23 protein-coding genes and 1 pseudogene are annotated in these 24,504 nt (G+C 71.7%); 15 read left to right on the top strand and 9 right to left on the bottom strand.

Annotation, left to right across the window (positions count from 1 at the left end; genetic code table 11):
* The first annotated feature begins 5 nt into the window (after positions 1-5).
* Complete coding sequence (locus ACGFZS_RS04845; RefSeq protein ID WP_359209873.1) at positions 6-377, top strand: hypothetical protein; 372 nt, start codon at positions 6-8, stop codon at positions 375-377.
* Here ACGFZS_RS04845 and ACGFZS_RS04850 read toward each other — a convergent pair.
* A pseudogene (locus ACGFZS_RS04850) lies at positions 313-1,153 on the bottom strand (DUF4184 family protein). The gene ACGFZS_RS04845 and the pseudogene ACGFZS_RS04850 sit on opposite strands and share 65 nt — an antisense overlap.
* 321 nt (positions 1,154-1,474) lie before the next feature.
* On the opposite strand from ACGFZS_RS04850, the gene ACGFZS_RS04855 reads away from it, so the two are divergent.
* The 3 genes from ACGFZS_RS04855 to ACGFZS_RS04865 all read left to right on the top strand — a co-directional run bounded on the left by ACGFZS_RS04855 (position 1,475) and on the right by ACGFZS_RS04865 (position 4,533).
* Positions 1,475-3,238, top strand: a complete 1,764-nt coding sequence (locus ACGFZS_RS04855; protein WP_393793886.1) for a lytic murein transglycosylase — start codon at positions 1,475-1,477, stop codon at positions 3,236-3,238.
* Positions 3,239-3,384: 146 nt separating this feature from the next.
* Positions 3,385-3,519 carry an SPW_0924 family protein gene (locus ACGFZS_RS04860; protein ID WP_123977979.1) on the top strand — a complete coding sequence of 45 codons (135 nt, stop codon included), beginning with the start codon at positions 3,385-3,387 and terminating at the stop codon, positions 3,517-3,519.
* 21 nt (positions 3,520-3,540) lie between these two features.
* Positions 3,541-4,533 carry a DUF3068 domain-containing protein gene (locus ACGFZS_RS04865; RefSeq protein ID WP_393793887.1) on the top strand — a complete coding sequence of 331 codons (993 nt, stop codon included), beginning with the start codon at positions 3,541-3,543 and terminating at the stop codon, positions 4,531-4,533.
* Between the two features lie 28 nt (positions 4,534-4,561).
* On the opposite strand, the gene hrpB is transcribed toward ACGFZS_RS04865, so the two are convergent.
* Positions 4,562-7,039, bottom strand: coding sequence for an ATP-dependent helicase HrpB (hrpB, locus tag ACGFZS_RS04870; protein ID WP_393793888.1), 2,478 nt, complete (start codon positions 7,037-7,039; stop codon positions 4,562-4,564).
* Between the two features lie 40 nt (positions 7,040-7,079).
* Positions 7,080-7,928, bottom strand: a complete 849-nt coding sequence (locus ACGFZS_RS04875; protein ID WP_393794120.1) for a class I SAM-dependent methyltransferase — start codon at positions 7,926-7,928, stop codon at positions 7,080-7,082.
* Between the two features lie 368 nt (positions 7,929-8,296).
* Here ACGFZS_RS04875 and rpsA point away from each other — a divergent pair, with 368 nt between their 5' ends.
* From rpsA to ACGFZS_RS04900, 5 genes are all read left to right on the top strand, one after another.
* A complete protein-coding gene (gene rpsA, locus ACGFZS_RS04880) occupies positions 8,297-9,793 on the top strand; it encodes a 30S ribosomal protein S1 (protein WP_123977983.1) in 1,497 nt (498 codons plus the stop codon).
* Between the two features lie 351 nt (positions 9,794-10,144).
* Entirely contained in the window at positions 10,145-11,659 is a 1,515-nt protein-coding gene (locus ACGFZS_RS04885; protein WP_393794121.1) for a flavin monoamine oxidase family protein, read from the top strand.
* Positions 11,660-11,778: 119 nt separating this feature from the next.
* Positions 11,779-12,717 carry a PAC2 family protein gene (locus tag ACGFZS_RS04890; RefSeq protein WP_359209891.1) on the top strand — a complete coding sequence of 313 codons (939 nt, stop codon included), beginning with the start codon at positions 11,779-11,781 and terminating at the stop codon, positions 12,715-12,717.
* A 231-nt stretch (positions 12,718-12,948) separates the two neighbouring features.
* A complete protein-coding gene (coaE, locus tag ACGFZS_RS04895; protein ID WP_355708098.1) occupies positions 12,949-13,560 on the top strand; it encodes a dephospho-CoA kinase in 612 nt (203 codons plus the stop codon).
* Positions 13,561-13,632: 72 nt separating this feature from the next.
* Positions 13,633-14,019 carry a tetratricopeptide repeat protein gene (locus tag ACGFZS_RS04900; RefSeq protein WP_359209897.1) on the top strand — a complete coding sequence of 129 codons (387 nt, stop codon included), beginning with the start codon at positions 13,633-13,635 and terminating at the stop codon, positions 14,017-14,019.
* Positions 14,020-14,031: 12 nt separating this feature from the next.
* On the opposite strand, the gene ACGFZS_RS04905 is transcribed toward ACGFZS_RS04900, so the two are convergent.
* Positions 14,032-14,331, bottom strand: a complete 300-nt coding sequence (locus tag ACGFZS_RS04905; protein WP_393655499.1) for a DUF6343 family protein — start codon at positions 14,329-14,331, stop codon at positions 14,032-14,034.
* Positions 14,332-14,426: 95 nt separating this feature from the next.
* Here ACGFZS_RS04905 and ACGFZS_RS04910 point away from each other — a divergent pair, with 95 nt between their 5' ends.
* Positions 14,427-15,341, top strand: coding sequence for an acyltransferase domain-containing protein (locus ACGFZS_RS04910; protein ID WP_393793889.1), 915 nt, complete (start codon positions 14,427-14,429; stop codon positions 15,339-15,341).
* Positions 15,342-15,447: 106 nt separating this feature from the next.
* Positions 15,448-16,128, top strand: coding sequence for a methyltransferase domain-containing protein (locus tag ACGFZS_RS04915; RefSeq protein WP_393793890.1), 681 nt, complete (start codon positions 15,448-15,450; stop codon positions 16,126-16,128).
* 67 nt (positions 16,129-16,195) lie between these two features.
* Here the strand turns inward: ACGFZS_RS04915 and ACGFZS_RS04920 are convergent, their stop codons facing one another.
* Positions 16,196-16,876 carry an RNA-binding S4 domain-containing protein gene (locus tag ACGFZS_RS04920; RefSeq protein ID WP_393793891.1) on the bottom strand — a complete coding sequence of 227 codons (681 nt, stop codon included), beginning with the start codon at positions 16,874-16,876 and terminating at the stop codon, positions 16,196-16,198.
* Between the two features lie 64 nt (positions 16,877-16,940).
* Between ACGFZS_RS04920 and ACGFZS_RS04925 the strand changes: the two genes are divergently transcribed.
* On the top strand, positions 16,941-17,633 hold the full coding sequence (locus ACGFZS_RS04925) for a uracil-DNA glycosylase (protein WP_393793892.1): 693 nt from the start codon (positions 16,941-16,943) through the stop codon (positions 17,631-17,633).
* A 10-nt stretch (positions 17,634-17,643) separates the two neighbouring features.
* On the opposite strand, the gene ACGFZS_RS04930 is transcribed toward ACGFZS_RS04925, so the two are convergent.
* Positions 17,644-19,116, bottom strand: coding sequence for a LamG domain-containing protein (locus ACGFZS_RS04930; RefSeq protein WP_393793893.1), 1,473 nt, complete (start codon positions 19,114-19,116; stop codon positions 17,644-17,646).
* Between the two features lie 112 nt (positions 19,117-19,228).
* Positions 19,229-19,990, bottom strand: a complete 762-nt coding sequence (locus tag ACGFZS_RS04935; protein WP_393793894.1) for a GntR family transcriptional regulator — start codon at positions 19,988-19,990, stop codon at positions 19,229-19,231.
* A gap of 138 nt (positions 19,991-20,128) precedes the next feature.
* On the opposite strand from ACGFZS_RS04935, the gene ACGFZS_RS04940 reads away from it, so the two are divergent.
* Positions 20,129-21,586 (top strand): NCS1 family nucleobase:cation symporter-1, encoded by a 1,458-nt coding sequence (locus ACGFZS_RS04940; RefSeq protein WP_393793895.1) that lies wholly within the window; start codon positions 20,129-20,131, stop codon positions 21,584-21,586.
* A 5-nt stretch (positions 21,587-21,591) separates the two neighbouring features.
* A complete protein-coding gene (locus tag ACGFZS_RS04945) occupies positions 21,592-22,314 on the top strand; it encodes an aspartate/glutamate racemase family protein (protein ID WP_393793896.1) in 723 nt (240 codons plus the stop codon).
* Positions 22,315-22,370: 56 nt separating this feature from the next.
* Here the strand turns inward: ACGFZS_RS04945 and ACGFZS_RS04950 are convergent, their stop codons facing one another.
* Positions 22,371-22,829, bottom strand: a complete 459-nt coding sequence (locus ACGFZS_RS04950; protein ID WP_393793897.1) for a GNAT family N-acetyltransferase — start codon at positions 22,827-22,829, stop codon at positions 22,371-22,373.
* Positions 22,826-23,242 carry a RidA family protein gene (locus ACGFZS_RS04955; RefSeq protein ID WP_365680558.1) on the bottom strand — a complete coding sequence of 139 codons (417 nt, stop codon included), beginning with the start codon at positions 23,240-23,242 and terminating at the stop codon, positions 22,826-22,828. Before ACGFZS_RS04955 ends, ACGFZS_RS04950 begins: the two co-directional genes overlap by 4 nt.
* A 148-nt stretch (positions 23,243-23,390) precedes the next feature.
* Between ACGFZS_RS04955 and ACGFZS_RS04960 the strand changes: the two genes are divergently transcribed.
* On the top strand, positions 23,391-24,122 hold the full coding sequence (locus ACGFZS_RS04960; protein WP_359209928.1) for a hypothetical protein: 732 nt from the start codon (positions 23,391-23,393) through the stop codon (positions 24,120-24,122).
* The last annotated feature ends 382 nt before the right edge of the window (positions 24,123-24,504 follow it).

Below are 24,504 nucleotides of genomic sequence, written 5' to 3' on the forward strand. Positions count from 1 at the left end.
CGGCCATGGGTATACGCATGGTTCACCGCCGGACGCCCCAGAGCAGGCCCCCGGCCAAGGCCCGTTCCGCCTCCGCCCAGGTCACGACGGACTCGTCGGGACCGGCCGTGGCGGCCGACGCCAGTTCCGCCCGCATCCCCTCCGACCTCACCGTCGCCGTGCGCCGGGCGGTCACCCGCCTGCGATGGCGACTGCGCGCCCGGCCCGGCCTGCGCCAGTGGCTCGACCTCGCCCGCAGCTACCTCGCGCTGCTCCTCACCGCGCTCCCCGGCCCCCGCCGCCCCCGCACCATGACCGTGTTCGTGGCGAGCCTCACCGAACGGCCGAAGGGCTCGGCCGCACGTCGTCGGCCACCGGAGCCGGACGCCACACCCTGACGGCGACGGCGTACCCCAGCACCCCGAGGAGCAGCCCGGCGCCCGCCCCGAAGAGCACCGTGGGCAGCAGCTCCCACGGCTTCGCCACAGCCCCCCCAGTACTCCCACCACCGGTTCGCCCGCCGCACCGCCAGGGCCAGCGCGCAGCCGCCGATCCCGGCCCCGGCCCACCACCGGTCCCGTACCGACAGCGCCGGCACCCCCAGCGGCTCCCCGGCCGGCGCCCGCCGTACCGCGCGGACCAGGAACACGGCGAGCACGGCCGCGCCCGCCGCCGAACTGCCGTACTGGAGCAGGGTGTACAGCGGCACGCCCGCGAGGTTCCGGCCGATCGCGGGGACCAGCCGCGTCCCCCAGCGGTCGTGGTGCGTGAACGCGTCCCAGACGACATGCGTGAGCCCGCCGAGCACGGCGGAGACGTACCACCGGGCCGTCAGGGAGAGACCGGCACGCGCGCGTGGCGTCCCGCAGCGCAGCAGCGCGGACAGCCGCCCCTGCCGGGCCCGCGGCGCGAGCGCCGCCAGGGGCTCGCGCACCAGCACCCACAACGCCACCAGCGCCCAGGCGAACAGCACATCGACCGTGAGGACACCGGCGAAGGAGTGCGTGAACCCGCCGAACTCCATCGCGTCCGGCTCCGCGCTCGCCGCGTAGTAGGTGAGGTCGGGCGCGAAGGACCCCGCGACGAGCACCGCCGGCACCAGCCGCCCGCGCCCGGTCCCGTCACCGCGTACGGCGGGCAGCACGGCGGCGGCATGGCTGAGAGTGAACGGCACCCGGGCTCCCTGGAACGGTCGTCGGCCGAAGCGCCGAACAAGTGATCGCGTACGGCAAGTATCCGGGACGCCACCATCGTTCAACGAGGGATGGCCAACTGGTGAAAATCGGGCACCGCCGGGTGTCCGTGGAAGGGAAGTTGTCGTAGGGTCGCCTGGGTCGCCGCCCCGGCGCGCACCGCGGGATGCACCACCTCACACCTCGAAAGAGGTAACGGAGGCAACAGGGGGCAACCACAGCACCGGGTCAACCGTCACACCAGGGCGAGCGGACAGACGGAGACGGGCGCTCAGCAGGCGCCCATGGGAGGGGTTCACCTTATGGCGGCGCACATCGGCAAGCGGCTGCGCAAGGGAGCGGCGACGACCGCCGCCGCCGCGTTGGCGGTAGCGGCTCTGTCCGCGTCCCAGGCACCCGGCGGAACGGCCGGCGACGCGGGCCGGCAGGCCAACGCCGGCGCCAGCACCTCGGTGCCCGACGGGGGCGGTGCGGCCGACGGCGCCACCGGCAACTCGCCGTACTACACGGACCTGCCGCCGCTCAACAGCCCGAACCCCAGTTCCAGCCCCACCGCCTCCTCGTCCAGCATCGGCACCGCCGTCTCCCGGGGCGCGGCCGAGGCCGGCATACCGGCCACCGTCCTCGACGCCTACAAGAAGGCCGAGGCGGAACTGCGCAGCTCCAAGCCCGGCTGCAACCTGCCCTGGCAACTGCTCGCCGCCATCGGCAAGGTGGAGTCCGGCCAGGCCCGCGGCGGTGACGTCGACGCCGAGGGCAACACCCTGCACCGCATCCTCGGCCCCGAGCTCGACGGCAACGGCTTCGCGCTCATCAAGGACACCGACGGCGGCAAGTACGACGGCAACAGCCAGTACGACCAGGCCGTAGGCCCCATGCAGTTCATCCCGTCGACCTGGGCGTGGGCGGGCCGCGACGGCAACGGCGACGGCGTCAAGGACCCCAACAACGTCTACGACGCGGCGCTCGCGGCCGGCCACTACCTGTGCCGCTACGGCTGGGACCTGTCCGTCCAGGCCGACATGAACAGCGCGATCCTCAGCTACAACAACTCGCAGGACTACCTGAACCTCGTCCTGTCCTGGTACGAGTTCTACCGCAAGGGCACGCACTCGATCCCGAACGGCACCGGCACCCTGCCCACGCACCGCAGCGACGGCAAGACCGGCTCCGGTTCCGGCTCCGACGGCTCCACGGGCAAGCCCTCCACGAGCACGCCGGATCCCACCGAGCCCACGCCGAGCACCCCGAGCACGGACCCGACCCTGCCGCCCACGGCCACCGACACCGTGGACCACCTGGAGGACGCGGGCACCGCCAAGCTCACGGCGACGGCAGGCGACGCGTTCGCCAAGAAGATCAGCACACGCGCGGAGACCAAGGCCGGCCGGACCGTCGCCAAGGTCCGCGTCCGCTTCACCATCGTCGGGGACACGGACACGACCTTCACCGGCGGCGAGAGCGTCGCCACGGTCGCCACCGACAGCAAGGGCGTCGCCGTCGCCCCCACGCTCCAGGCGGGCGAGAAGACCGGCGACTTCACGATCCACGCCAGCGTGGTCGGCCGTACCGCGAAGGGCGTCGACTACGACGCGACGGTCACCGCGCGGGCCGCCGACACCCTCGCCCTCGTCAACACCACGGCGCCGACCTGCGTGGCGGGCGGCGAGTTCGCCGACCAGGTGCAGGCGAAGGCCACCTACCAGGGCGCCGTCGCCGACAAGGTCGCCGCCACCGCCACGCTCGTCAAGTCGGCGGACGACACGAGCGAGAACGACAAGGGCCCGTACTTCAAGGACGCGAACGGCAACGCCGTGCGCACCCTCACGGACCTCCAGACGGACGCGGACGGCCTGCTCACGCTGCCCAAGCTGTACGCGGACGACGCCACCGGCACGTTCCTGCTCCGCATCACGACCACCGGCGGCGCCACGCTCACCGTCGAGCTGACGGTCACCGCGGACAGCTCGCCGAGCCCGTCACCGACCGCCTCCGAGTCCGCTTCCGCCTCCCCGTCGGCGTCGGCTTCGGCTTCGGCGAGCGAGTCCGCCTCCGCCTCCTCCTGATCCACGGCCGTACGGCCACCGGGGCGCCCTTCCGCGACAGCGGGAGGGCGCCCTCGTGTGTGAGACCTGTTCTCATCTCACCCTCCCGTTGCTACGGTGCCCCGACCTGACGATCCATCAGGAAGCCGTCCGCAGGGAGGCCCCGCATGCGTGCCCTGATCGCCGCCGCGACCGGTCTCGCCCTCGCGCTCGTCCTGGTCGTGACCATCAGCGCCCTGGGGTCGCCGAACGGGAAGACGTCCCCGAAGCCGCTGCTCACGACGGTGCCCTCACACCCGTAACCGCCGCCCCGGGAGGCCGAGATGCGCCGCAAGGCCAGTCTGGTCCTGCTCGCCTGCGCCGTGTTCTTCGCGGCCCTGTCCCCGCTGCTGCGCTGGTACGCCTTCCCGCGCCTCGCCAAGATCCCGGCCGACCAGTACCAGGACATGGTCCTGGTCGCGAAGGACGCCACCCTTCTCGACTACGGCACCATGCAGGCCAAGAAGGTCCCCCGGGTCACCATCGTGCAGACCCTCAAGGGGAATGTGGAGGCGGCGAAGAAGATCGAGAAGACGGCGGGCCGGGACGTCGTCGTCTGGGACGGCCTGTCGTACGTCCAGGGCCCCGACGGCAAGATGGTCTCCGAGATCCCCGAGCGCTACATCTTCGACGCCCACAGCCAGGAACCCGTCCACGCCACCGGCGAGATGGTCGACGGTGACCCGGTGAAACGGGACGGCATCGAGTTCAAGTGGCCGTTCCTGACCGAGAAGCGCGACTACGAGTACTTCGACGCGCAGACCCGCACCACCAACCCCATCCACTACAAGGGGACGCAGACCTTCCGGGGCGTCAAGGTCTACTACTTCGAGCAGACCATCCCGTGGACCAAGGTCCCCATGCCCAAGAAGATGCCGGTGCAGGGCATCACCCCGGAGAGCGTCGCCAAGACCGGCACCACCCGCTGGTACACCACGGTCCGCAAGTTCTGGGTCGAGCCGGTCACCGGGGCGCCCGTCTACGGGGAGGAGATCCACAAGGAGGAGCTGCGCGGCGGCACCCTGCTGGGCGGCCGGGCCAAGGTGACGGCCTTCGCCGGCGACGTGAAGATGCGCGAGGACTACATCGAGCACACGGTCGCCCTGGTCAAGCACAACCGCACCATCGTCCTGCTGCTGACCTCCTACCTCCCCTGGGGCTTCCTTTCGCTCGGCATCGCGCTGCTCGCCCTCTCCCTCTGGCTGGAGGCACGCGCCCGCCGCCCCGCCGACCCGGAGCCCGCGCGGTCCGAGGTCCCGGAACCGGTCAGCGCCTGAGCCGTGCGGTCCGGGGTCCGGGAACCGGTCAGCGCCTGAGGCGTGCGGTGGTGTGCCGGGTGGGCTCGGCGCCGGCCGGGTCCTCGGGCCAGGGATGCTTCGGATACCGCCCGCGCAGTTCGGCCCGCACGCCCTTGTACCCGTCCCGCCAGAAGGAGGCGAGGTCGGCGGTGACCGCGGCGGGCCGCCCCGCCGGCGACAGCAGGTGCACCAGCACCGGCACCCCCGCCACCGCAGGCGACTCCTGCAGCCCGAACATCTCCTGCAGCTTCACGGCCAGGACCGGCTGTTCGGGATTCCCGTAGTCGACCCGGATCCGCGACCCGCTGGGCACGACGATCCGCTCGGGCGCCAGCTCGTCCAGTCGTCCCGCCTCCCCGGTCGCCCACGGCAGCAGCCGCCGCAGCCCCTCCCCGGCGTCGATCCGCCCGAGATCGGCCCGCCGCCGCGCCCTGCCGAGCTCCGGCTCCAGCCAGTCGTCCACGCGCGCGTGCAGCGCGTCGTCGCAGACGTCCGGCCAGGGCTCCCCGAGCCGCAGCCGCAGAAAGGCGAGCCGCTGCCGCAGTACGGCCGCGTCGGGAGTCCACCGCAGCAGACCGAGCCCCTCGCGGCGCAGCCCGTCCAGGAGCGCCTCGCGTACGAGGGCCGGGTCGGCGTCCCGCAACGGCCGCACCGCCAGCTCGATCGCCCCGAGCCGCTCCACCCGCCGCGCGACGACGTCCCCGTCGGCCCAGTGCACCTCCTGGCCCTCCGCGTACAGGGAGGCCGCCGCCGACCTGGCCATGTCCTCGTCCACCGCCGCCGCCAGCTGCACGCGCGCGTGGCCCTTGCCGACGGGACGGTCCGCGACGGCCACCGCGAGCCACGGGGCACCCCGCAGCGGGCTGCCCTCACGGAGCTCGGCCCGGGTACCGGAAGCCATGAGGTACGACCCTCCGTCGGCCTTGGCGACACGCTCAGGGAAGGCGAGGGCGGCGACGCGTCCCACGGTGCGGTCGTCCACGCCGGACACCGACCGGCCCTCGTCGTCCGTCCGCAGCCTGCGTACCTCCGCGAGCCACCGCGCGGCGTAGGCGTCACCGCCGCGCCGGACCGCGCGCAGGGCGGCCGCCAGATCGTCGCCGTACTCGCGCGGAGCCTCCTCGCTCAGCAGCGCGACCACCTCGGCACCCCCGCCGGGGGTGTCCAGCAGCGCCCGCCCCAGCCGCGGATGCACCCCCAGCCGGGCCAGCCGCAGCCCGCGTTCCGTCGCCCGCCCGGCGGAGTCGACCGCTCCGATCGCCGTCAGCACCTCCCGGGCCGCCGCCATCGCCCCGCCCGGCGGCGGATCCAGCAGCGCCAGCCCCGTCGCCCCGGGATCGCCCCAACAGGCCGTCTGGAGGGCGAACGCGGTCAGGTCGGCCACTTTGATCTCCGGTGCCGGAAACGCCGTGAGACGGGCGTCCTCCGCCTCGGACCAGCACCGGTACACCGCCCCCGGCGCCTCCCGCCCGGCCCGCCCCGCCCGCTGCCGGCCCGCCGCGCGGGACGCCCGTACCGTCGTCAGCGCGCTCAGCCCGCGCGCGTGGTCGACCCGCGGTTCCCGGGCCAGCCCCGAGTCGACGACCACCCGCACCCCGGGAACGGTGAGCGACGACTCGGCGACCGCCGTCGCCAGCACCACCCGGCGCCGCGCCCCGGGCGCCAGCACCGCGTCCTGGACCGCCGCCGGCGCCCTGCCGTGCACCTGGAGCACCTCCACGTCCCCCAGGCCGCCCAGCTGCCCCGCCACGCGCGCGATCTCGCCCACGCCCGGCAGGAAGCACAGCACGTCCCCCGGCCGCTCGGCCAGCGCCCGCCGCACCAGCGACGCCACATACGTCAGCAGCGCCGGATCGACGCGCATCCCGTGCGGCGGCCGCACCGGCCGCGCGGGCGGCGCCCACACCACCTCGACGGGGTACGAGACGCCCTCCGCCTCGACCACCGGAGCCCCGCCCAGCAGCCGTGCCCAGCCCCGCGCGTCCGTGGTCGCCGACGCGGCCACCAGCCGCAGCTCCGGCCGCAGGGTCTCGCGCACGTCCCAGAGGAAGGCCGCCACCGTGTCGGCGTCGAGATGGCGTTCGTGGCACTCGTCGAGGACGACGACGTCGACACCGGACAGCTCCTGGTCGCGCTGCAGACGCTGCAGCAGCACACCGGTCGTGACGACCTCCACGCGCGCGCGTGGCCCGACGACCCGCTCGCCGCGCACCGTGTAGCCGACGCTCCGCCCGACCTGCTCGCCCAGCAGCCAGGCCATCCGGCGGGCCGCCGCGCGGGCGGCGATCCGGCGCGGCTCCGCCACCACCACCCGCCGCGCGGGACCCTCGCCCACCAGCCCGGCCAGCACCAGCGGCACCAGCGTCGTCTTGCCGGTGCCGGGCGGTGCCACCAGGACGGCGGTGCCGTGCCCCTCCAGGGCGTCGTCCAGACCGGGCAGGGCCTGCCGTACGGGCAGCGCGTCCAGGGCGTCGTAGCGGATCACGTCCCCAGTGTCGTACGGACCCGCTTCCGGATACGTCCGCTCAGTCCCTCTCGCACACGAAGATCGCCGTGCCCGGGAGGAGGCTGCCCCGCAGTGGGGACCAGCCGCCCCACTCGGCGGTGTTCCAGGCCGGCCACTCCGGCTCCACCAGGTCGACCAGGCGGAAGCCCGACGACACGATGTCGCGGACCCGGTCGCCGATCGTGCGGTGGTGCTCCACGTACACCGCGTGGCCGTCCTCGCCCTGCTCGACGTACGGCGTGCGGTCGAAGTAGGAGGCCGAGACCGTGAGGCCCTCGGTGCCGGGCTCGTCGGGGAACGCCCAGCGGACGGGATGCGTGACGGAGAAGACGAGTCGGCCGCCGGGGCGCAGGACGCGGCGCGCCTCGCGCAGCACCAGACGAGGGTCGGCCACGAAGGGCAGCGCGCCGTACGCCGAGCACACCAGGTCGAAGGAGGCGTCGGCGAAGGGCAGCGTGCCGGCGTCCGCACAGATCAGGGGAAACGATCCGCCGATGCGCAGCGCGTGCTGGAGCTGGCGGTGCGAGAGGTCCAGGGCGACCGGACGGGCCCCCTGGGCGGCCAGCCAGCGCGAGCACTGGGCCGCGCCCGCGCCGATCTCCAGGACGTCCCTGCCCTTCAGCTCCTCCGCCGGGCCCAGCAGCTCCGCCTCCACCTCGTCGAGCCCCTCGGGGCCCCACACGAAACGGTTGTCGCCGAGGAAGGTGCCGTGTTCGATCTGGTACTCGTCGGCGTTGCGGTCCCACCAGCCCCGGTTGGCCCGGCTGCTCTCGGTGGTACCGGCATCACGCCGGGTGGCTTCCGGTTCGGCCTCGGCTCCGGTGTCTGTCCCGGCCTCTGCGAGGTCGAACGAATCGGGCTCTTGGATGATCGGCTCCCTCGTCGTACTCTTCCGTGCAACCCGTTCGGAGGGGGGTCACGGACGAGGTCTTTCAGGCTTACGTGGCCTCGTGGGACGGTTCTTGTGCCGGGTATGCGGCGATCCGCCCCGGGTGTGCGCCTTCGCGCATTGACCCTGCCCGGCTGCCCCCGTATGCTACAAGTTGCGCTGCGGGCCTGCGCACCTCAGACGTAGCAGGCTGCGCTCGCATCTGTATGTATGTCCCCTCGGTTGTCGAGGCGTCACCAGTGGTTCGGGTGGCGCTTCCCAGGCTGTCCGGCTTCTGCAGAGCGAAACAGGCTCCCGGCGTAAGCAGTACCTACGACTTCAATGTCCGTACCGGAGCCCTTTCTCACATGACGAGCAGCACCGAGACCACCGCCACCACCCCGCAGGTAGCGGTCAACGACATCGGTAACGAGGAAGCCTTCCTCGCCGCGATCGACGAGACGATCAAGTACTTCAACGACGGCGACATCGTCGACGGCGTCATCGTGAAGGTCGACCGGGACGAGGTCCTGCTCGACATCGGTTACAAGACCGAAGGTGTCATCCCGAGCCGCGAGCTCTCGATCAAGCACGACGTCGACCCCAACGAGGTCGTCGCCGTCGGTGACGAGATCGAAGCCCTTGTTCTCCAGAAGGAGGACAAGGAAGGCCGCCTGATCCTCTCGAAGAAGCGCGCCCAGTACGAGCGTGCCTGGGGCACCATCGAGAAGATCAAGGAAGAGGACGGCATCGTCACCGGTACCGTCATCGAGGTCGTCAAGGGTGGTCTCATCCTCGACATCGGCCTCCGCGGCTTCCTCCCGGCCTCCCTGGTCGAGATGCGCCGCGTCCGCGACCTCCAGCCCTACGTGGGCAAGGAGCTCGAGGCGAAGATCATCGAGCTGGACAAGAACCGCAACAACGTGGTCCTGTCCCGCCGTGCCTGGCTGGAGCAGACCCAGTCCGAGGTCCGCCAGACGTTCCTCACGACCCTCCAGAAGGGTCAGGTCCGCTCCGGTGTGGTCTCCTCGATCGTCAACTTCGGTGCCTTCGTGGACCTGGGTGGCGTCGACGGTCTGGTCCACGTCTCCGAGCTGTCCTGGAAGCACATCGACCACCCGTCCGAGGTTGTCGAGGTCGGCCAGGAAGTCACCGTCGAGGTCCTCGACGTCGACATGGACCGCGAGCGCGTCTCCCTGTCGCTGAAGGCGACCCAGGAAGACCCGTGGCAGCAGTTCGCCCGGACCCACCAGATCGGTCAGGTCGTCCCGGGTAAGGTCACCAAGCTCGTTCCGTTCGGTGCGTTCGTCCGCGTGGACGAGGGCATCGAGGGTCTGGTCCACATCTCCGAGCTGGCCGAGCGCCACGTGGAGATCCCGGAGCAGGTCGTCCAGGTCAACGACGAGATCTTCGTCAAGGTCATCGACATCGACCTCGAGCGCCGCCGCATCAGCCTCTCGCTGAAGCAGGCCAACGAGGCCTTCGGTGCCGACCCGGCCACGGTCGAGTTCGACCCGACCCTGTACGGCATGGCCGCGTCCTACGACGACCAGGGCAACTACATCTACCCCGAGGGCTTCGACCCCGAGACCAACGACTGGCTCGAGGGCTACGAGACCCAGCGCGAGGCGTGGGAGCACCAGTACGCCGAGGCGCAGCAGCGCTTCGAGCAGCACCAGCAGCAGGTCATCAAGAGCCGCGAGGCCGACGCTGCCGCTGCCGAGGAGGGTGGCGACGCCGCGGGTGCCGCTCCGGCCGCCGGTGGCGGTTCGTACTCCTCCGAGGGTGCCGACACCTCCGGTGCGCTGGCTTCGGACGAGGCGCTGGCCGCGCTTCGCGAGAAGCTCGCGGGTGGCCAGAGCTGACGCTCGCCACTCGGCTTAGCCGATGACTGAGGGCCCGCACCTTTCGAGGTGCGGGCCCTCAGTGCTGTGCGTCCGTCCTGGGCTCTCCTTCGGCCGACGGCCTCGGGGAGTCTTCGCCGCCGTCGCTCCGACGGTTCCGAGCGCCTTGTGGGGAGTTGCTCCCCTTCGCGTTCGCGGAAATGTGTGGGATACACGAGTCACCGTGGCGCCGTAACGCGGCGCTGGGACGCTTCCCCGGTCTTCGTTCAAGATCGGAAGGGGAGTCCCGTCATGGCACAGCCTCAGGACAGGTCAGGGACGAGTCGGCGGGCGTTCCTGCGGAACGTCGGCGTCACCGGCGGCGCCGGCGCCATGTTCGCCACCATGGGGGCCCTCGGCCTCGCTCCCACCGCCCGCGCGGAGCCCTTCCAGGCTCCCCGCACCGGCGACTTCACCCTCACCGGACGCGCCGCGGCCCGGGTGGTCGTCCTCGGCGGCGGCATCGCCGGCCTGGCGACCGCGTACGAACTGGGCAAGGCCGGCTACGACTGTACGATCCTGGAGGCCAGGGACCGTACCGGCGGACGCAACTTCACCGTGCGCGGCGGCGACACGACCACCGACCTCTACGGCAACACGCAGACCGCGCGGTTCGCCGACGGCCACTACATGAACGCCGGGCCCGCCCGGATACCGCAGTGGATGATCACCCTCGACTACTGTCGCGAACTCGGCGTTCCCATCCAGGTCTTCACGAACGTCAACGCCGACGCGTACCTCTACAACGAGTCGGCCGGCATGACGAAGCCCGAGCGCTACCGCACCGCCAAGGCGGACGTGTACGGCTATGTCTCGGAGCTGCTCGCCAAGGCGAGCGACAAGGGCGCGCTGGACGAGGCGCTGACGGCCACCGACCAGGAGCGGCTCGTCGAGTTCCTCAAGGACTGGGGCGAACTCGGTGACAAGCTGACGTACGAGGGAGGGGAGCGGCGCGGATACACGACCGTACCGGCCGCCGCAGGCACCCCCGGGGTGCTGCTCGGCGACGTTCCGACCGCCTCCGAGGTGTTCGCGAGCGGTGTCGGGCGCTACTTCTCCTTCGAGTTCGGCTTCGACCAGGCCATGCTGATGTTCCAGCCGGTCGGCGGCATGGACCAGATACCGCGCGCGCTCACCAGGGCGATCGGCGCCCACCGCGTCCGCACCGGAGCCGCCGTCTCCGAGATCACCGACACCGGGAACGGCGTCACCGTGACGTACACCCAGGGCGGCCGTACCAGGACCGTCGACGCCGACTTCTGCGTGGCCGCCATGCCGCCCAACATCCTCGCCAAGGTGCCGCACAACCTCGGCTCCGGCGTACAGAGCGCCCTGGAGGCCATCACGCCGTCGTCCGCGGCCAAGATCGGCCTCGAGTACCGCTCCCGCTGGTGGGAGCTGGACCACCGCATCTACGGCGGCATCACCGAGACCGACCAGGACGTCACCCACATCTGGCACCCCTCGTACGGCTTCCACGGCGAACGGGGCGTCCTCATCGGCTACTACAACTACGGCGACGACGCGGACTCGTACGCCAGGCTGAGCCCCGCCGCGCGGGAACAGCGCGCGGTGGCCGCCGGAGTGAAGATCTACGGCGGCAAGTACCGCACGGAGCTGGTCTCCTCCTTCTCCCACCACTGGCGCCAGACACCCCACCTGGAGGCCGCCTGGCACGACACCCCCGGCGGTCCGGACGACGCGCGCTACAAGCCGCTGAACGAGCCCACCGGCCGGGTCTACTTCGCCGGGGACTGGCTCAGCTACACGGACGCCTGGCAGCACGGCGCGTTCAGCTCCGCGCGCAAGGCGGTCACGGCGCTGCACGCGCGCGTGCTGTCGGCCTGAGCCCCTGATCCTCTGCGGCATGAGAAGGCGGTGAGAGCCCGCCTGTTCAGGGGCGCCGGCGGGAATGCCTGTGGACTGTGCCGCGTTGAGCCGTACGAACACGAGGAGGAGCGGTCACAGTGCTTGATCCGCAGGGTTTGTACGCATGGGAGCCGAAGGGCCTCGCCGTGGTGGACATGGCGCTCGCCCAGGAGTCGGCCGGTCTTGTCATGCTCTACCACTTCGACGGATACATCGACGCGGGTGAGACCGGCGACCAGATCGTCGACCGGCTCCTCGACTCGCTGCCCCACCAGGTCGTGGCCCGCTTCGACCACGACCGGCTCGTGGACTACCGGGCCCGCCGCCCGCTGCTCACCTTCAAGCGGGACCGCTGGACCGAGTACGAGGAGCCCAGCATCGAGGTCCGGCTGGTCCAGGACGCCACGGGCGCGCCCTTCCTGCTGCTGTCCGGCCCCGAGCCGGACGTCGAGTGGGAGCGCTTCGCCGCGGCCGTCCAGCAGGTCGTGGAGCGGCTCGGCGTCCGCCTGTCCGTGAACTTCCACGGCATCCCCATGGGCGTCCCGCACACCCGGCCCGTCGGCCTCACCCCGCACGGCAACCGCACCGACCTCGTCCCGGGCCACCGCAGCCCCTTCGACGAGGCCCAGGTGCCCGGCAGCGCCGAGTCGCTGCTGGAATACCGCCTCATGGAGGCCGGCCACGACGTCCTGGGCGTCGCCGCGCACGTCCCGCACTACATCGCCCGCTCGCCCTACCCGGACGCCGCCCTGACCGTCCTGGAGGCCATCACGGGCGCCACCGGCCTGGTGCTCCCCGGTATCGCGCACGCCCTGCGCACGGACGCCCACCGCACGCAGACGGAGATCGACAGCCAGATCCAGGAGGGCGACGAGGAGCTCACCGCCCTCGTCCAGGGCCTTGAGCACCAGTACGACGCGGCCGCGGGCGCCGAGACCCGGGGCAACATGCTCGCCGAGCCGGTGGAGATCCCGTCGGCGGACGAGATCGGCCTCGAGTTCGAACGCTTCCTCGCCGAGCGCGAGGGCGACAACTGAGGCCCGCGCGGGCGACGGCAGGTCCGCACGGCCGACGACGGAAGGCCGTGAGGACGACGACGGCAGGTACGACGGCAGGTCCGCGCGGGCGGCGGCAGAGGTCCGCGCGAGCGACGTCCGAGGCCCGTGAGGGCGACGACAGAGGTCCGCGCGAGCGGCGGGTACCGGCCCGGACGGGGAGAACGAGCCCCGTCCGGGCCGGTGTCGGTCCCAGGCCCTAAGCTTCGGGGCATGCTGAAAGTGGGTCTCACCGGAGGGATCGGCGCCGGCAAGAGCGCGGTGTCACGGCTGCTCGTCGGGCACGGCGCCGTGCTGATCGACGCGGACCGGATCGCACGGGAGGTCGTCGCGCCCGGAACCCCGGGCCTCGCGGCGGTCGTCGAGGCGTTCGGCCCGGAGGTGCTCACCGCCGACGGCGGACTGGACCGGCCGAAGCTGGGCTCGATCGTCTTCGCCGACCCCGCGAAACTGGCCGTACTGAACTCGATCGTGCACCCCCTGGTCGGCACCCGCTCCCGCGAACTGGAGAGCGCGGCGGCCGCCGACGCCGTGGTGGTCAACGACGTCCCGCTGCTCGCGGAGAACGGCCTCGCCGCGCTGTACGACGTCGTGGTCGTCGTGGACGCCGCCCCCGAGACCCAGCTCGACCGGCTGACCCGGCTGCGCGGGATGACGGAGGAGGACGCACGCGCGCGCATGGCCGCGCAGGCGACGCGCGAGAAGCGCCGGGAGATCGCCGACATCGTCATCGACAACGACGTACCCCTCGACGTGCTCGAACAGCGGGTCGCGGAGGTGTGGGCCGACCTCGTGCGCCGGGCGCGGGAGTCGGGCTCGAACTAGCGGGAAGCCGTCTTCGAAATAGCGGGCAGCCGTCCGGGCGTTGAACCGCTTCAGTGAGGGAAGGACTTTGCCGTGCCCGAGACCAGCGGTTCGACCGGACGTACTCCGGAGACGCATGTGATCGATTTCCGTGCCGCCGAGCAACTGCTCAACGCACGGGACCCGCGAGGCGCGGTGAAACTGCTCGACGGAGTGATCGCCGCGCACCCCGAGAACACCGCCGCCCGGCTGCTGCGCGCGCGTGCCTTCTTCGCCGCCGCGCAACTGCGCCCCGCCGAACTGGAGTTCACCATCGTCCTGGAGCGCGAACCGGACAACGCGTTCGCCCACTTCGCGCTCGCCCGCACCTATGAGCGCCAGGGCCGTGCCGACCTCGCGATACGCCACTTCCGGCTGGCGGCCGCCCTGGACCCGAACCCGGAGTACCTGAAGGCGGCCCGCTTCGAGAGCGGTGCGTGAGCGACCGCTCGCTCACGGGTGCCCGTGCCGCGGCGGCCGTCTGAACGGCGGCGGGCCGCCGTCGGCCGGCGGGTACGGCGGCACATCGCGGCCCGGCTGGTAGTGCGGGCCCTGCCTGATGTGCCGGAGGATCACCGTCAGGTCGACGGTGGCCACCAGCCACAGCACCCCGCAGGCGGCCGCCCAGCCCGGACGCCCCACCAGCGCGAACGCCGCCGTGCCGAAGATCGCCCAGAACAGACCCCACAGGCTCAGCCAGAGCCGCGCCCGCAGCGCACTGCGGGCGGTCGCCGGTTCACTGCCCGTACGCATCCCGGATCACCGCTCCTCCTTGCAACGTACTCTTCGACCAGGACGTTCACCAAGCAGGACGTTCAGCAGGACGTCCACCCGAGGGGGGACCCACCGTGCTGCCCGACGCCGACGACCTGCCCGGCCTGCTTCTCGACCTGGCGGTGCCGCACGAGGACATCAACGAGGTGGTGGCGCTGCGGCGGGCCGTGACCGCCGACCCCGGCCTGCGGCGGCTGCTGGCGGAGTGCGCCGAGGACGCGACCGGTGCCGTACGGGAGGTCGACGACCCCGACGGTCTCGGCGCCCGGGCCGCCCAGGCCCCGGCCACGCTGGGCGACTACTTCCTCGTGTACGTCTTCCTCGCCGCGGTGCCGGACACCCGCGCCCGGCACCGGGCGCTCGGCATCCCCGACGACATCTCCCGGCACACGCTCGCCGACCTCGGCCGCGGCATGGCACTGCACCGCAGGCGGTACGGCGGCGGAGGGCTGGGCACCCGCCAGGCGCACTGGCTCACCCGCCACTTCGGCGGCCGCCTCTACCAGCTGGGACGACTGCAGTACGAGCGGACGGGACTCGGCGAGCGCACGGCGCGGGCCGTCACGGCGGCCGGCGCCGGCGTGACCGCGGGCGAGCCCTGCCTGGACCTGCACATCCCCGACTTCCTCGGTCCGCTCACCCCGGCCGCCTGCGACCACTCCCTGGCGCGCGCCCGGGACTTCTTCACCCGGTACTTCCCCGAGGAGTCCCCGGCCGTCGCGACCTGCCACTCCTGGCTGCTCGATCCGCAGTTGCGCCGTCTCCTCCCGGCGCACTCCAACATCGTCCGTTTCCAGGAGAGGTTCCGGCCTGGCTGGGAGGACCCGGAACCGGCCGACACCACACCGGTCGGCTTCGTCTTCGGCGACCCGGACCTGCCGGTGGCGGACCTGCCCCGGCGTACCTCGCTGGAACGGACGGTCGGCGACCATCTGCGGGCGGGCGGCCACTGGTACGTCGGCCACGGCTGGTTCCCGTGGCGACGGTGAGGTGATCGAAGTTCCCGTTGGCCCTCGAACTACTCGAACGAGTGAACCATCGAGGGACGGGAACGGCTGTGCGGCGGCGGGCCGTTGTTCGGGCATGACGGTTGAAATGCGTGAGGGGCACGAGGGAACAGGGCCCGGTGCGATCACCCCGGACGGCTGCGCGGTGGAGCTCTACACCCGCCTGGCCGCGGGCGGCGAACCGGACATCATCGAGGCGGCGGTCCCGGCCGGCGCCCACATCCTGGAACTGGGCTGCGGTGTGGGGCGGATGACGCACCCGCTGCTGGAGCGCGGTTTCCGGGTCACGGCGGTGGACGAGTCGGCGGAGATGCTGGCGCGGGTGCGCGGGGCACGCACGATACGCAGCACCATCGAAGGGCTCGACCTGGGCGAGAAGTTCGACGTGGTGATGCTCGCGTCGTTCCTGGTGAACACCGGGGACACGGAGGTACGCCGGAGCATGCTGCGGACCTGCGCGGCGCACGTGGGGGACGGCGGCTGTGTGCTCATCCAGCGGGAGGGCGCGGACTACCACACGAACGTGCCACGAGAACGGGTCGATCCCAGCGGCTACACCGTGCGGATCGCGTCGGTCGAGCCGGTCGGGGACGGGGTGAACTCGGTGCTCGCGGAGTACGAGTTCCCGGACGCGGCCTGGACCCAGACGTTCCTGGCCCGACCGCTCACCCAGGAGCAGTTCGAGGACGCACTCGCGGAAGGGGGACTGGAGGTGGCCGAGTATCTGACCGAGGACGGGATATGGGTGAGGGCGGTCCCGACGGCGTAGCCGGGGCTGGTCCGGAGGAGGCGGTCGTCCCGACAGGTTTGTTCGGTGGCGGTCGTCCGAGGTCCGATCACCGACTGCCGGGGCGCCCACCGCGCGGTCGACCCGTTCCGCCTCCTGTGCCTCCGCCTCCCGTGCCCGCGCTTCCCATGCCTCCGGCTCCGCCCAAGCCTCCCGTTCCGCCCATCCCGCCGAATCCGCGCAGTCGTTCCAGCTCGCGGCGGTCGCGCTTGGTGGGGCGGCCCGTGCCGCGGTCGCGGATGCCGATGGGGGCGACGGCCTCGCGGGGCGGGGGCGGCGGGGAGTTGTCGACGAAGCACTGGGCGGCCACGGGGGCACCGACCCGCTTGCGGATCAGCCGCTTCACGATGACGACCCGTTCCCGACCCTCGTGACGCAGCCGCACCTCGTCACCGACGCGCACGGAGTGGGCGGGCTTGACCCGCTCGCCGTTCACCTGGACATGCCCGCCCCGGCAGGCGGTGGCCCCCATGGAGCGGGTCTTGATCAGGCGCACGGCCCAGATCCAGCTGTCGATCCGCACGTTCTCACCGGGAGCGGGCCCGGCGGCCTCGGCGGCGGCGACGGCCGCGGCCAGGGCGGCGGGGTCCAGGACCTGGGCGGCGGGATCGGGTGCCTGGACGGCGGCGGCCTCGGTGCCTTCGGCGGACTCGGCCGTGGTGGGGGTTCCGGTCCCACCGCTGGCCCGCTCCCCGCTCTCGTCGCTCTCGACCGCGTCCTCAGAAGCCATGCCCTGACCTTAGCCCCCGGGGCCGAGAGAAACGGAGCCGATTTCCTGGGCCTACCGTGGAGCCATGACCAGCAGCCCCCTCGCCCGTCTCGACCAGCGCGTCAGCGCCTGCCGGGCCTGTCCCCGGCTGGTCGCCTGGCGGGAGGACGTGGCCCGCACCAAGCGGGCCGCGTTCGCCGACTGGACGTACTGGGGCCGGCCCGTCCCCGGCTTCGGTCCGGCCGACGCCCGGTTGCTGATCATCGGCCTCGCCCCGGCCGCGCACGGCGGCAACCGCACCGGCCGGATGTTCACCGGCGACCGCTCCGGTGACGTCCTCTACCAGGCGCTGTACGACGTCGGGCTCGCCTCCCAGCCGACCTCGGTGAGCGCCGACGACGGCCTGGAGCTGTACGGCGTGCGGGTCACCGCGCCCGTGCACTGCGCCCCGCCCGCCAACAAGCCGACCCCCGAGGAGCGTGACACCTGCCGCCACTGGCTCGTCGAGGAGTTGGCGCTGCTGCGGCCGACCCTGCGCGCGGCCGTCGTGCTCGGTGCCTTCGGCTGGCAGGCCGCCCTGCCGGCGTTCGCCCAGGCGGGCTGGACCGTGCCCCGACCCCGCCCGGCCTTCGCCCACGGGGCCCGCGTCGACCTCGGCGGCCTGGACGTCTTCGGCTGCTTCCACGTCAGCCAGCGCAACACCTTCACCGGCCGCCTCACCCCCGGGATGCTCCGCGAGGTGCTGCGGACGGCGGCGGAGGCGGCCGGGCTGCCCTGAGGGGGCCGGGTCAGACGAGTCGGGCCGCCGCCACCGGGCGGTCGGCGACCGGGTGGGTGCCGGTGGACGCGGACGAGTTGACGCTCCAGCGGTAGCGGGAGAACTCGCCGGTGGGGTCGGAGGCGTAGAACATCATGTGGCCGATGCCGACGCCCTGGAGGTTCTCGCCGTCCACGGTGCCGGTCATGCGGGTGTCGGGGTACTGCGGGTAGTGGGAGAGGCCGTAGACACCGTGCGGGTCGGAGGTGCAGTCGACGATCTCGACGGCGTACTGGGTCTCGCCGGTGAAGTCGGCGACGCCGCTGAAGACGCCCTTGACCTCGCGGACCATCACGATGTGCCCGGTGTTGTCCGCGTCCTGCCCGCTGTAGTCGACGGCGACGAGGTCGCCGGGGCGCAGGTCGGTGACCTTGCGGATGCGGCGGAAGCGCGGGCCCGCCGTGCCGCCGAGGAAGGCCGAGCAGTAGTCGGCGGCCTCCGGGCCCGTCTCCTGGAAGTACTGGAGGAAGTAGTCGTCGGTCGCCCAGCCGTAGGTGTGCTTGAGCACCGCCGTGACGAAGGACGAGCAGCGGGCCCGGGCCACCCAGCCGGCGAGGTCGTCCGGCCGGCCCCAGGTCACGGTCGCCGCGGTGTTCATCAGGTAGACGTTGTTGGCGCGTGCCGTACGTCCGCTGACCAGGGCGATCTCATCTGCGGTGAGGGCGCGGCCGTAGGCGCGGACGTCGTCGACCGCGCCCTTGAAGCGGTTCACGTAGCCGCCGTCCCAGCGGGCCCGGCCGATGTTGAAGCCCTGGGTGGCGGCCCAGGAGAGGGTGGTGTCGGCGCTGCCTTCCGGTACGCCGTTCACGTACAGCTTGAGGCTGGTGCCGTCCCAGACGCCCGCCAGATGGGTCCAGACGCCCGTCTTCGTCACCGGCGTGGCCGCGAGCGCCGAGACCTTGGTGGACTGGTCCTCGCTGCGCACCTTGAAGGCCCAGGTCCCGGCCGTGTCGTCGTACTGGAGCAGGAAGCGGCTGGCGCCGGCGCCGTCCTGGCTGACGGCCGTGTACATGTTCGTCAGGACGGCGTCGTCGGCCAGCCGGACCCAGGCCGAGACCGTGAAGGGGGCCGTGGTGTCCAGGACGGAGGCGGTGGCGGCGTACGCCCCGGAGGTGCCGTCGAGGCTCAGTTCGCCGCCCGCCCGCAGACCGGTCCAGCTCGCCCCGGAGCCCAGGGCGACGGGGTGGTCCAGGCCGGAGCGGTCGGTGCCGGAGCCGTCCAGCGGCCAGTGTCCGGCGAGCCCGGTCGGCAGGTAGCCGGCGGCCAGCATCCGCTGGTACTGCACCATCCGCTCGGCCTCGGCCAGATGCGGCGCGGCGACCGGGGTGAACGGCGTGTCCAGCGGGGTGTCGGCCGCGGCGGTCCCGGTGCCGGCCGCCATCCCCGCCATCGCGCCCACCCCCACGAGTGCGGCTCCGCTCAACAGCCCCCGTCTGCTCACCATGGTCATGCCCTCCCCGTTCCGGTCCTCGCCGGTGTTCCGGTCTTCACCGGCGACGAGAACTCTAGGAGATTCCTGTGGGAACAGGCGTTCCCCTGGGTGGCCGGATTCCTGGCTAGCGGTCGTTCTCCTCGTCCCCGGAGCCCCCGGAGCCCCCGGAACCCCCGGAGCCCCCGGAGCCCCCGGGGTCGCCCGAGCCTCCGGAGTCGCCCAATTCCTCGGCGTCTCCGAAGAGGTGCCGCACCGTCGACCGGTAGTTGGCCTGGACGTGGCCCAGGGCGCGGGCGCGGGCCCGGTCCGGGTCGCCGGAGGCGATCGCGTCGTACAGCTCGCGGTGTTCGGTGAGGAGTTGGGGCCACTCCTCGTTGCGCCGGGTGAGCCAGCGCAGTCGGCCGTCGACCGGTTCCATGACCGAGATGAGCAGGCTGTTGCCGGCCAGGGCGAGGATCCGGTCGTGGAAGCGGGTGTTGATGTCGGTGATCGTCTCGGCGTCGTCCGCCTCGGTGGCGGTGGCCGCCCGGTCGAGCAGCTCCCGCAGCTCCGCCAGCGCCTCGGGGGTCGCCCGGGCCGCCGCGAGCCCGGCCGCGTACACCTCCAACGCCTCGCGCAGCTCGAAGAGTTCCTTGACATCGGTCGGGGTCAGCCGGCGCACGACCGTGCGGCGGGCCGACTCGAAGTGGACGAAGCCCTCGGCGACCAGGGCCCGGATCGCCTCTCTGACCGGCACCCGGGACACCCCGAACCGCTCGGCCAGCTCGCGCTCGACCAGCCGGTCGCCCGGGCCCAGACGGCCCTCGATGATGTCCTGCCGCAGTGTCGCCAGGACGCGCTCGCGCACCGCGCCCAGGGGTTCGATCTTCGTGGTGGGGGAGCCCATGAGGTCATTTTCGCCGACCCGGGGGCCTTTTACGGAGCCGTAACGGGACGGACATCGGTCGGAACGCTTGACGGGAGCACCATGACGGGAGTTTGGTATACCAAAAGTTGGTACACCGGTTGGTTACCTGGAGGCCCCGTGTCCCTGGCCGACCGCGCCGACGTCATCGGCGCAGCCGCGTTCGTCCCCGATCCCCGGCTCACCAACGAAGACCTCGCCCCCGCCGAGAAGCGGAACTGGAAGGTCTTCGACCTCTTCGCCATGTGGATGTCCGACGTCCACAACCTCGGCAACTACACCTTCGCCGCGGGCCTGCTGGTCCTCGGCATGAACGTCTGGCAGGTCTTCACCTCCCTCCTCGTCGGCTTCGTGCTCATCTACGTCGGCATGAACTGGATGGGGAAGATCGGCCAGCGCCACGGCGTGCCGTTCCCGGTGGTCAGCCGGATCAGCTTCGGTGTCTGGGGTGCCAACATCCCGGCGCTGATCAGGGCCGTGATCGCCATCATGTGGTACGGCATCCAGACCTACCTGGCCTCGGTCGCAGTCAATGTGATGCTGCTGGCGGCCTGGCCGGACCTGAAGTCCCTCACCGAGAGCTCCTTCCTGGGCCTGGACGCGCTGGGCTGGATCTCCTTCGTCTCGCTCTGGCTGGTCCAGGCGGCGATCATCAGCCGCGGCATGGAGACGATCCGCAAGTTCCAGGACTTCTGCGGCCCCGCGATCTGGCTGGTGATGATCGCCCTCGCCGTCTGGATCCTCGCCAAGGCCCACTGGACCATCTCGCTCACCTCCACCCCGCACCCGGTCTCCACCGGCGAGCAGTGGCGGCAGTGGTTCGGCGCGATCGGCCTGATCCTCGCCACCTACGGCACGCTGATGCTCAACTTCTGCGACTTCTCCCGCTTCGCGCCGGACTACCGCACCGTGCGCCGCGGCAACTTCTGGGGCCTGCCCATCAACTCCACGGCGTTCGTGGTCGTCTCGGTGATCGTCACGGCCGGCTCCCTGGAGGTCTTCGGCGAGGCCATCACCGACCCGGCCGAACTGGTCGCCAAGGTCGGCAACACCTGGGTCCTGGTCGTGGCCGCGCTGACCTTCGCGGTCGCCACCATGGGCGTCAACATCGTCGCCAACTTCGTCTCACCGGCGTACGACCTGGCCAACGTCTGGCCGCAGAAGATCAGTTTCAAGGTCGGCGGGATGATCAGCACGGTCGCGGCCCTGGTCGTCACGCCCTGGAACCTCTTCTCCAACCCGACCGTCGTCAACTACTTCCTCGGCGGCCTCGGCGCCTTCCTGGGACCGCTGTTCGGCGTGATCATGGTCGACTACTACGCGATCAAACGCGGTCGGGTGGACGTCCAGCAGCTCTTCAACGCGGCGCCCGGCTCGCCGTACCACTACCGCAAGGGCGTCAACCCCAAGGCCCTGTGGGCGTTCCTGCCCTCGGCGGCGGTCGCGGCCGTGCTCGCGCTGGTGAAGACGTTCAGCGACGTCGCGCCGTACTCCTGGTTCATCGGCACGGCGCTGGCCGCGGGCCTGTACCTGGCGCTGTGCCGCCGCGACCGAGCCCCCATCACCGAGGAGGTCTGACGGACGTGCGGATCGTCGTCACCAACTGCAACACCACGCAGGAGATGACCGAGGAGATCGTACGAGGTGCCCGGGCCGCCGCAGGCCCGGGCACCGCCGTGACCGGACTGACCCCGGCCTGGGGGCCCGAGTCGGCGGAGGGCTGGCTGGACAGCTACCTCTCGGCGGCGGCGGTCCTCGACGCGCTGCGGACATACGACGGTCCGCCGTACGACGCGGTGGTCATGGCCGGTTTCGGCGAGCACGGGCGGGAGGGCGTACGGGAGTTGGTGGACGTACCCGTCGTCGACATCACCGAGGCCGCCGCCCATCTCGCCTGCCTGCTGGGCCGCCGCTACGGCGTCGTCACCACGCTGGACCGCTCGCGCGGGCAGATCGAGGACAGCCTGGAGACCGCGGGGGTGGCCCGCAACTGCGTGGCGGTGGCGGGCACGGGACTGGGCGTACTCGACCTCGCCGATGACCCGGGGCGCACGGAGGCGGCGTTCCTCGCGGCGGCCGAACGGGTCCGGGACGCCGGCGCCGAGGTCCTGGTCCTCGGCTGCGCCGGGATGACGGGACTGCAGCGGGCGGTGGGGGAGAAGCTCGGCGTCCCCGTGGTCGACGGGGTCGGCGCGGCGGTGAAGCTGGCGGAGTCACTGGTGGCACTGGGGCTCACGACCAGCCGCGCGGGGAGCTACGGCAAACCGCTGGCCAAGCGGCGGCTGTGGGGGCCGGGCCAGGGGTAGGGAGCCGTGCCGGGAGTGCCTGAAACGCGGCCCGGTCGCCGGGGTCCAGGCGTGACCTACGGCAGCGGCCGCCACACGTAGCGCACATCGGGCTCGCGCTCCTCGTTGGCGCTGCCGTCCGTGTGCTCGACGGCGACGAAGCCGTGCCGCTCGTAGAACCGGTGGGCGGGCGTGTTCACCTGGAACGTCCAGAGCGTGAGCCCCTGCGGGAAGCGCTCCTTGGCCAGCGCGACGAACAGGTCCCCGACCCCCCGTCCCCGCCAGTCGGGGTCCAGATACAACTGCGACACCAGCCGGTCCGCGAGCACCATCATCCCCACCACGCGCCCACCCGCCTCCGCGACCCACGTCTCCCGCGACGGCACCACCACGTCCCGGAAGTAGGCGCGCACCTCGTCGTCCGAGTGCGCCCGCACGACGGTGGGCAGGGCCGCGGAGTAGGACCGCAGCCAGACCTCGGCGACCGCGTCGGCGTCCGGCCCACCGGCCCGGCGCAGCACGACCCCGCCGCTCACGCCCCCGCCCCCTCGTCGGGTACGACGGCCGTGGCCGTGATCTCCACCAGCTGCCCGGTGTACCCGAGACAGGCGACCCCGATCAGCGTCGACGAGTGCGGCCCGGCGCTGAGCCCCGAGGCCTCGACGACCTCCCACACCCCGGAGAGCACCGCGGGCTCACCGCTCACGACGTACACATCGGTCGACAGCACATGCTCCAGATCGCTCCCGACCGCCCGCAGCTGCTCCCGCAGATTGGCGATCACCTGCTCGGCCTGACGCGGCGGATCCCCCTCCCCGACGAGCTTCCCCTCACCGTCCAACGGAACGGCCCCCGCCAGAAACGCGAGCCTCGTGCCGGCCTCGACGACGGAGGCGTGGGAGTAACCGGGCGGTGGAAAGAGAGCCGGGGCGGTGACGCGCTGTATCACAAGGGCTCCTGAATTCAACGACGGACAACCGACCGATCGTCCGCCCTCGCACCGGCGGTCCGCACCTGAATTTTCCGGGTCCCCTGCGTCTCGTCCCGCTCGAAAAATGCTTGGGAATGCGTCAGTTGGCGCTGCTACCGTCCTTCACGTGGCGAAACTCAATCAGATCATCGCGGTCGAGAAGGGCATCAAGTCCAAGGCTCATCAGGACCTGACGTCGGCGCATCACGGGCTGCAGAAGCCCGCGTTGCTGGCCGGTATCTCGCGGACGTACCAGCCGAAGGACGAGGAGGGCGAGCAGTTGCCGCCCGAGTCCACGCGGGTCCAGGTCAAGGCCGAGGACGTGCTGCGGGAGACCTCGGCGACACTGACACGGCTCTTCGACGTGACCGCCACCAAGGACTGGGCGAACTGCGAGGCCAGGGCCGATGTGCAGGTGGACGGGCGGGTGCTGGTCGCCGGTGTGCCCGTGTCCTATCTGCTGTTCCTGGAGAAGCAGCTCGTCGACCTCAATACTTTCGTGCGGAAGCTGCCCGTGCTCGACGCCTCCGAGTCGTGGGTGCAGGACCCGTCCACCGACGCCTGGAAGACCGAACCGGTGCGGACCCTGCGGACCAAGAAGGTGCCCCGGAACCATGTGAAGGCCGAGGCGACCGAGAAGCATCCGGCCCAGGTCGAGGTGTACTACGAGGACATTCCGGTGGGGTACTGGACCACCGTGAAGTTCTCGGGGGCCCTCCCGGCCCGGCGGGTCAACGAACTCCTCGACCGGGTCGAGAAGTTGCAGCAGGCCGTCAAGTTCGCCCGTGAGGAGGCGAACGGTGCCGACGTCGTCGACCAGCGGGTCGGGGACGCCGTGTTCGGCTACCTGTTCGGGTAGCCTCCAAGGACCCCCGGTCCCTTGAGGCCGGGGTGCGCGAGGAGCGCAAGCTGAAGCTGAGGCTTGTCGTGACGAGCGGCCGTACCCCACAGAACACGGGGCGGGCCGCGTTGAATCTCAGACTCTCGCTCCAGACTCAGCATTCGCCGCCGATCGCCGGATCGAACGGGCCCGGGCCCCAGCACGTCGAAATGCAGGTTCAAGTCCTGCCCGCGCAGCTCGATGCGTGGTGGTCCAAAGGAAGGACGCGGCGACCTCACGACTGACCCGGGTTCTCAAGTGTGCCGGCGTGTGACGATGGGCGGCTTTCCAGGGCCCGGGGGCAGGCTACGCCCTCGGGCCCGCTCCCGTTTCCGGCCCCGAACAGGGGGGCGGAGAATTG

The organism is Streptomyces sp. NPDC048288 (genome assembly GCF_043201555.1).
Taxonomy (GTDB): domain Bacteria; phylum Actinomycetota; class Actinomycetes; order Streptomycetales; family Streptomycetaceae; genus Streptomyces.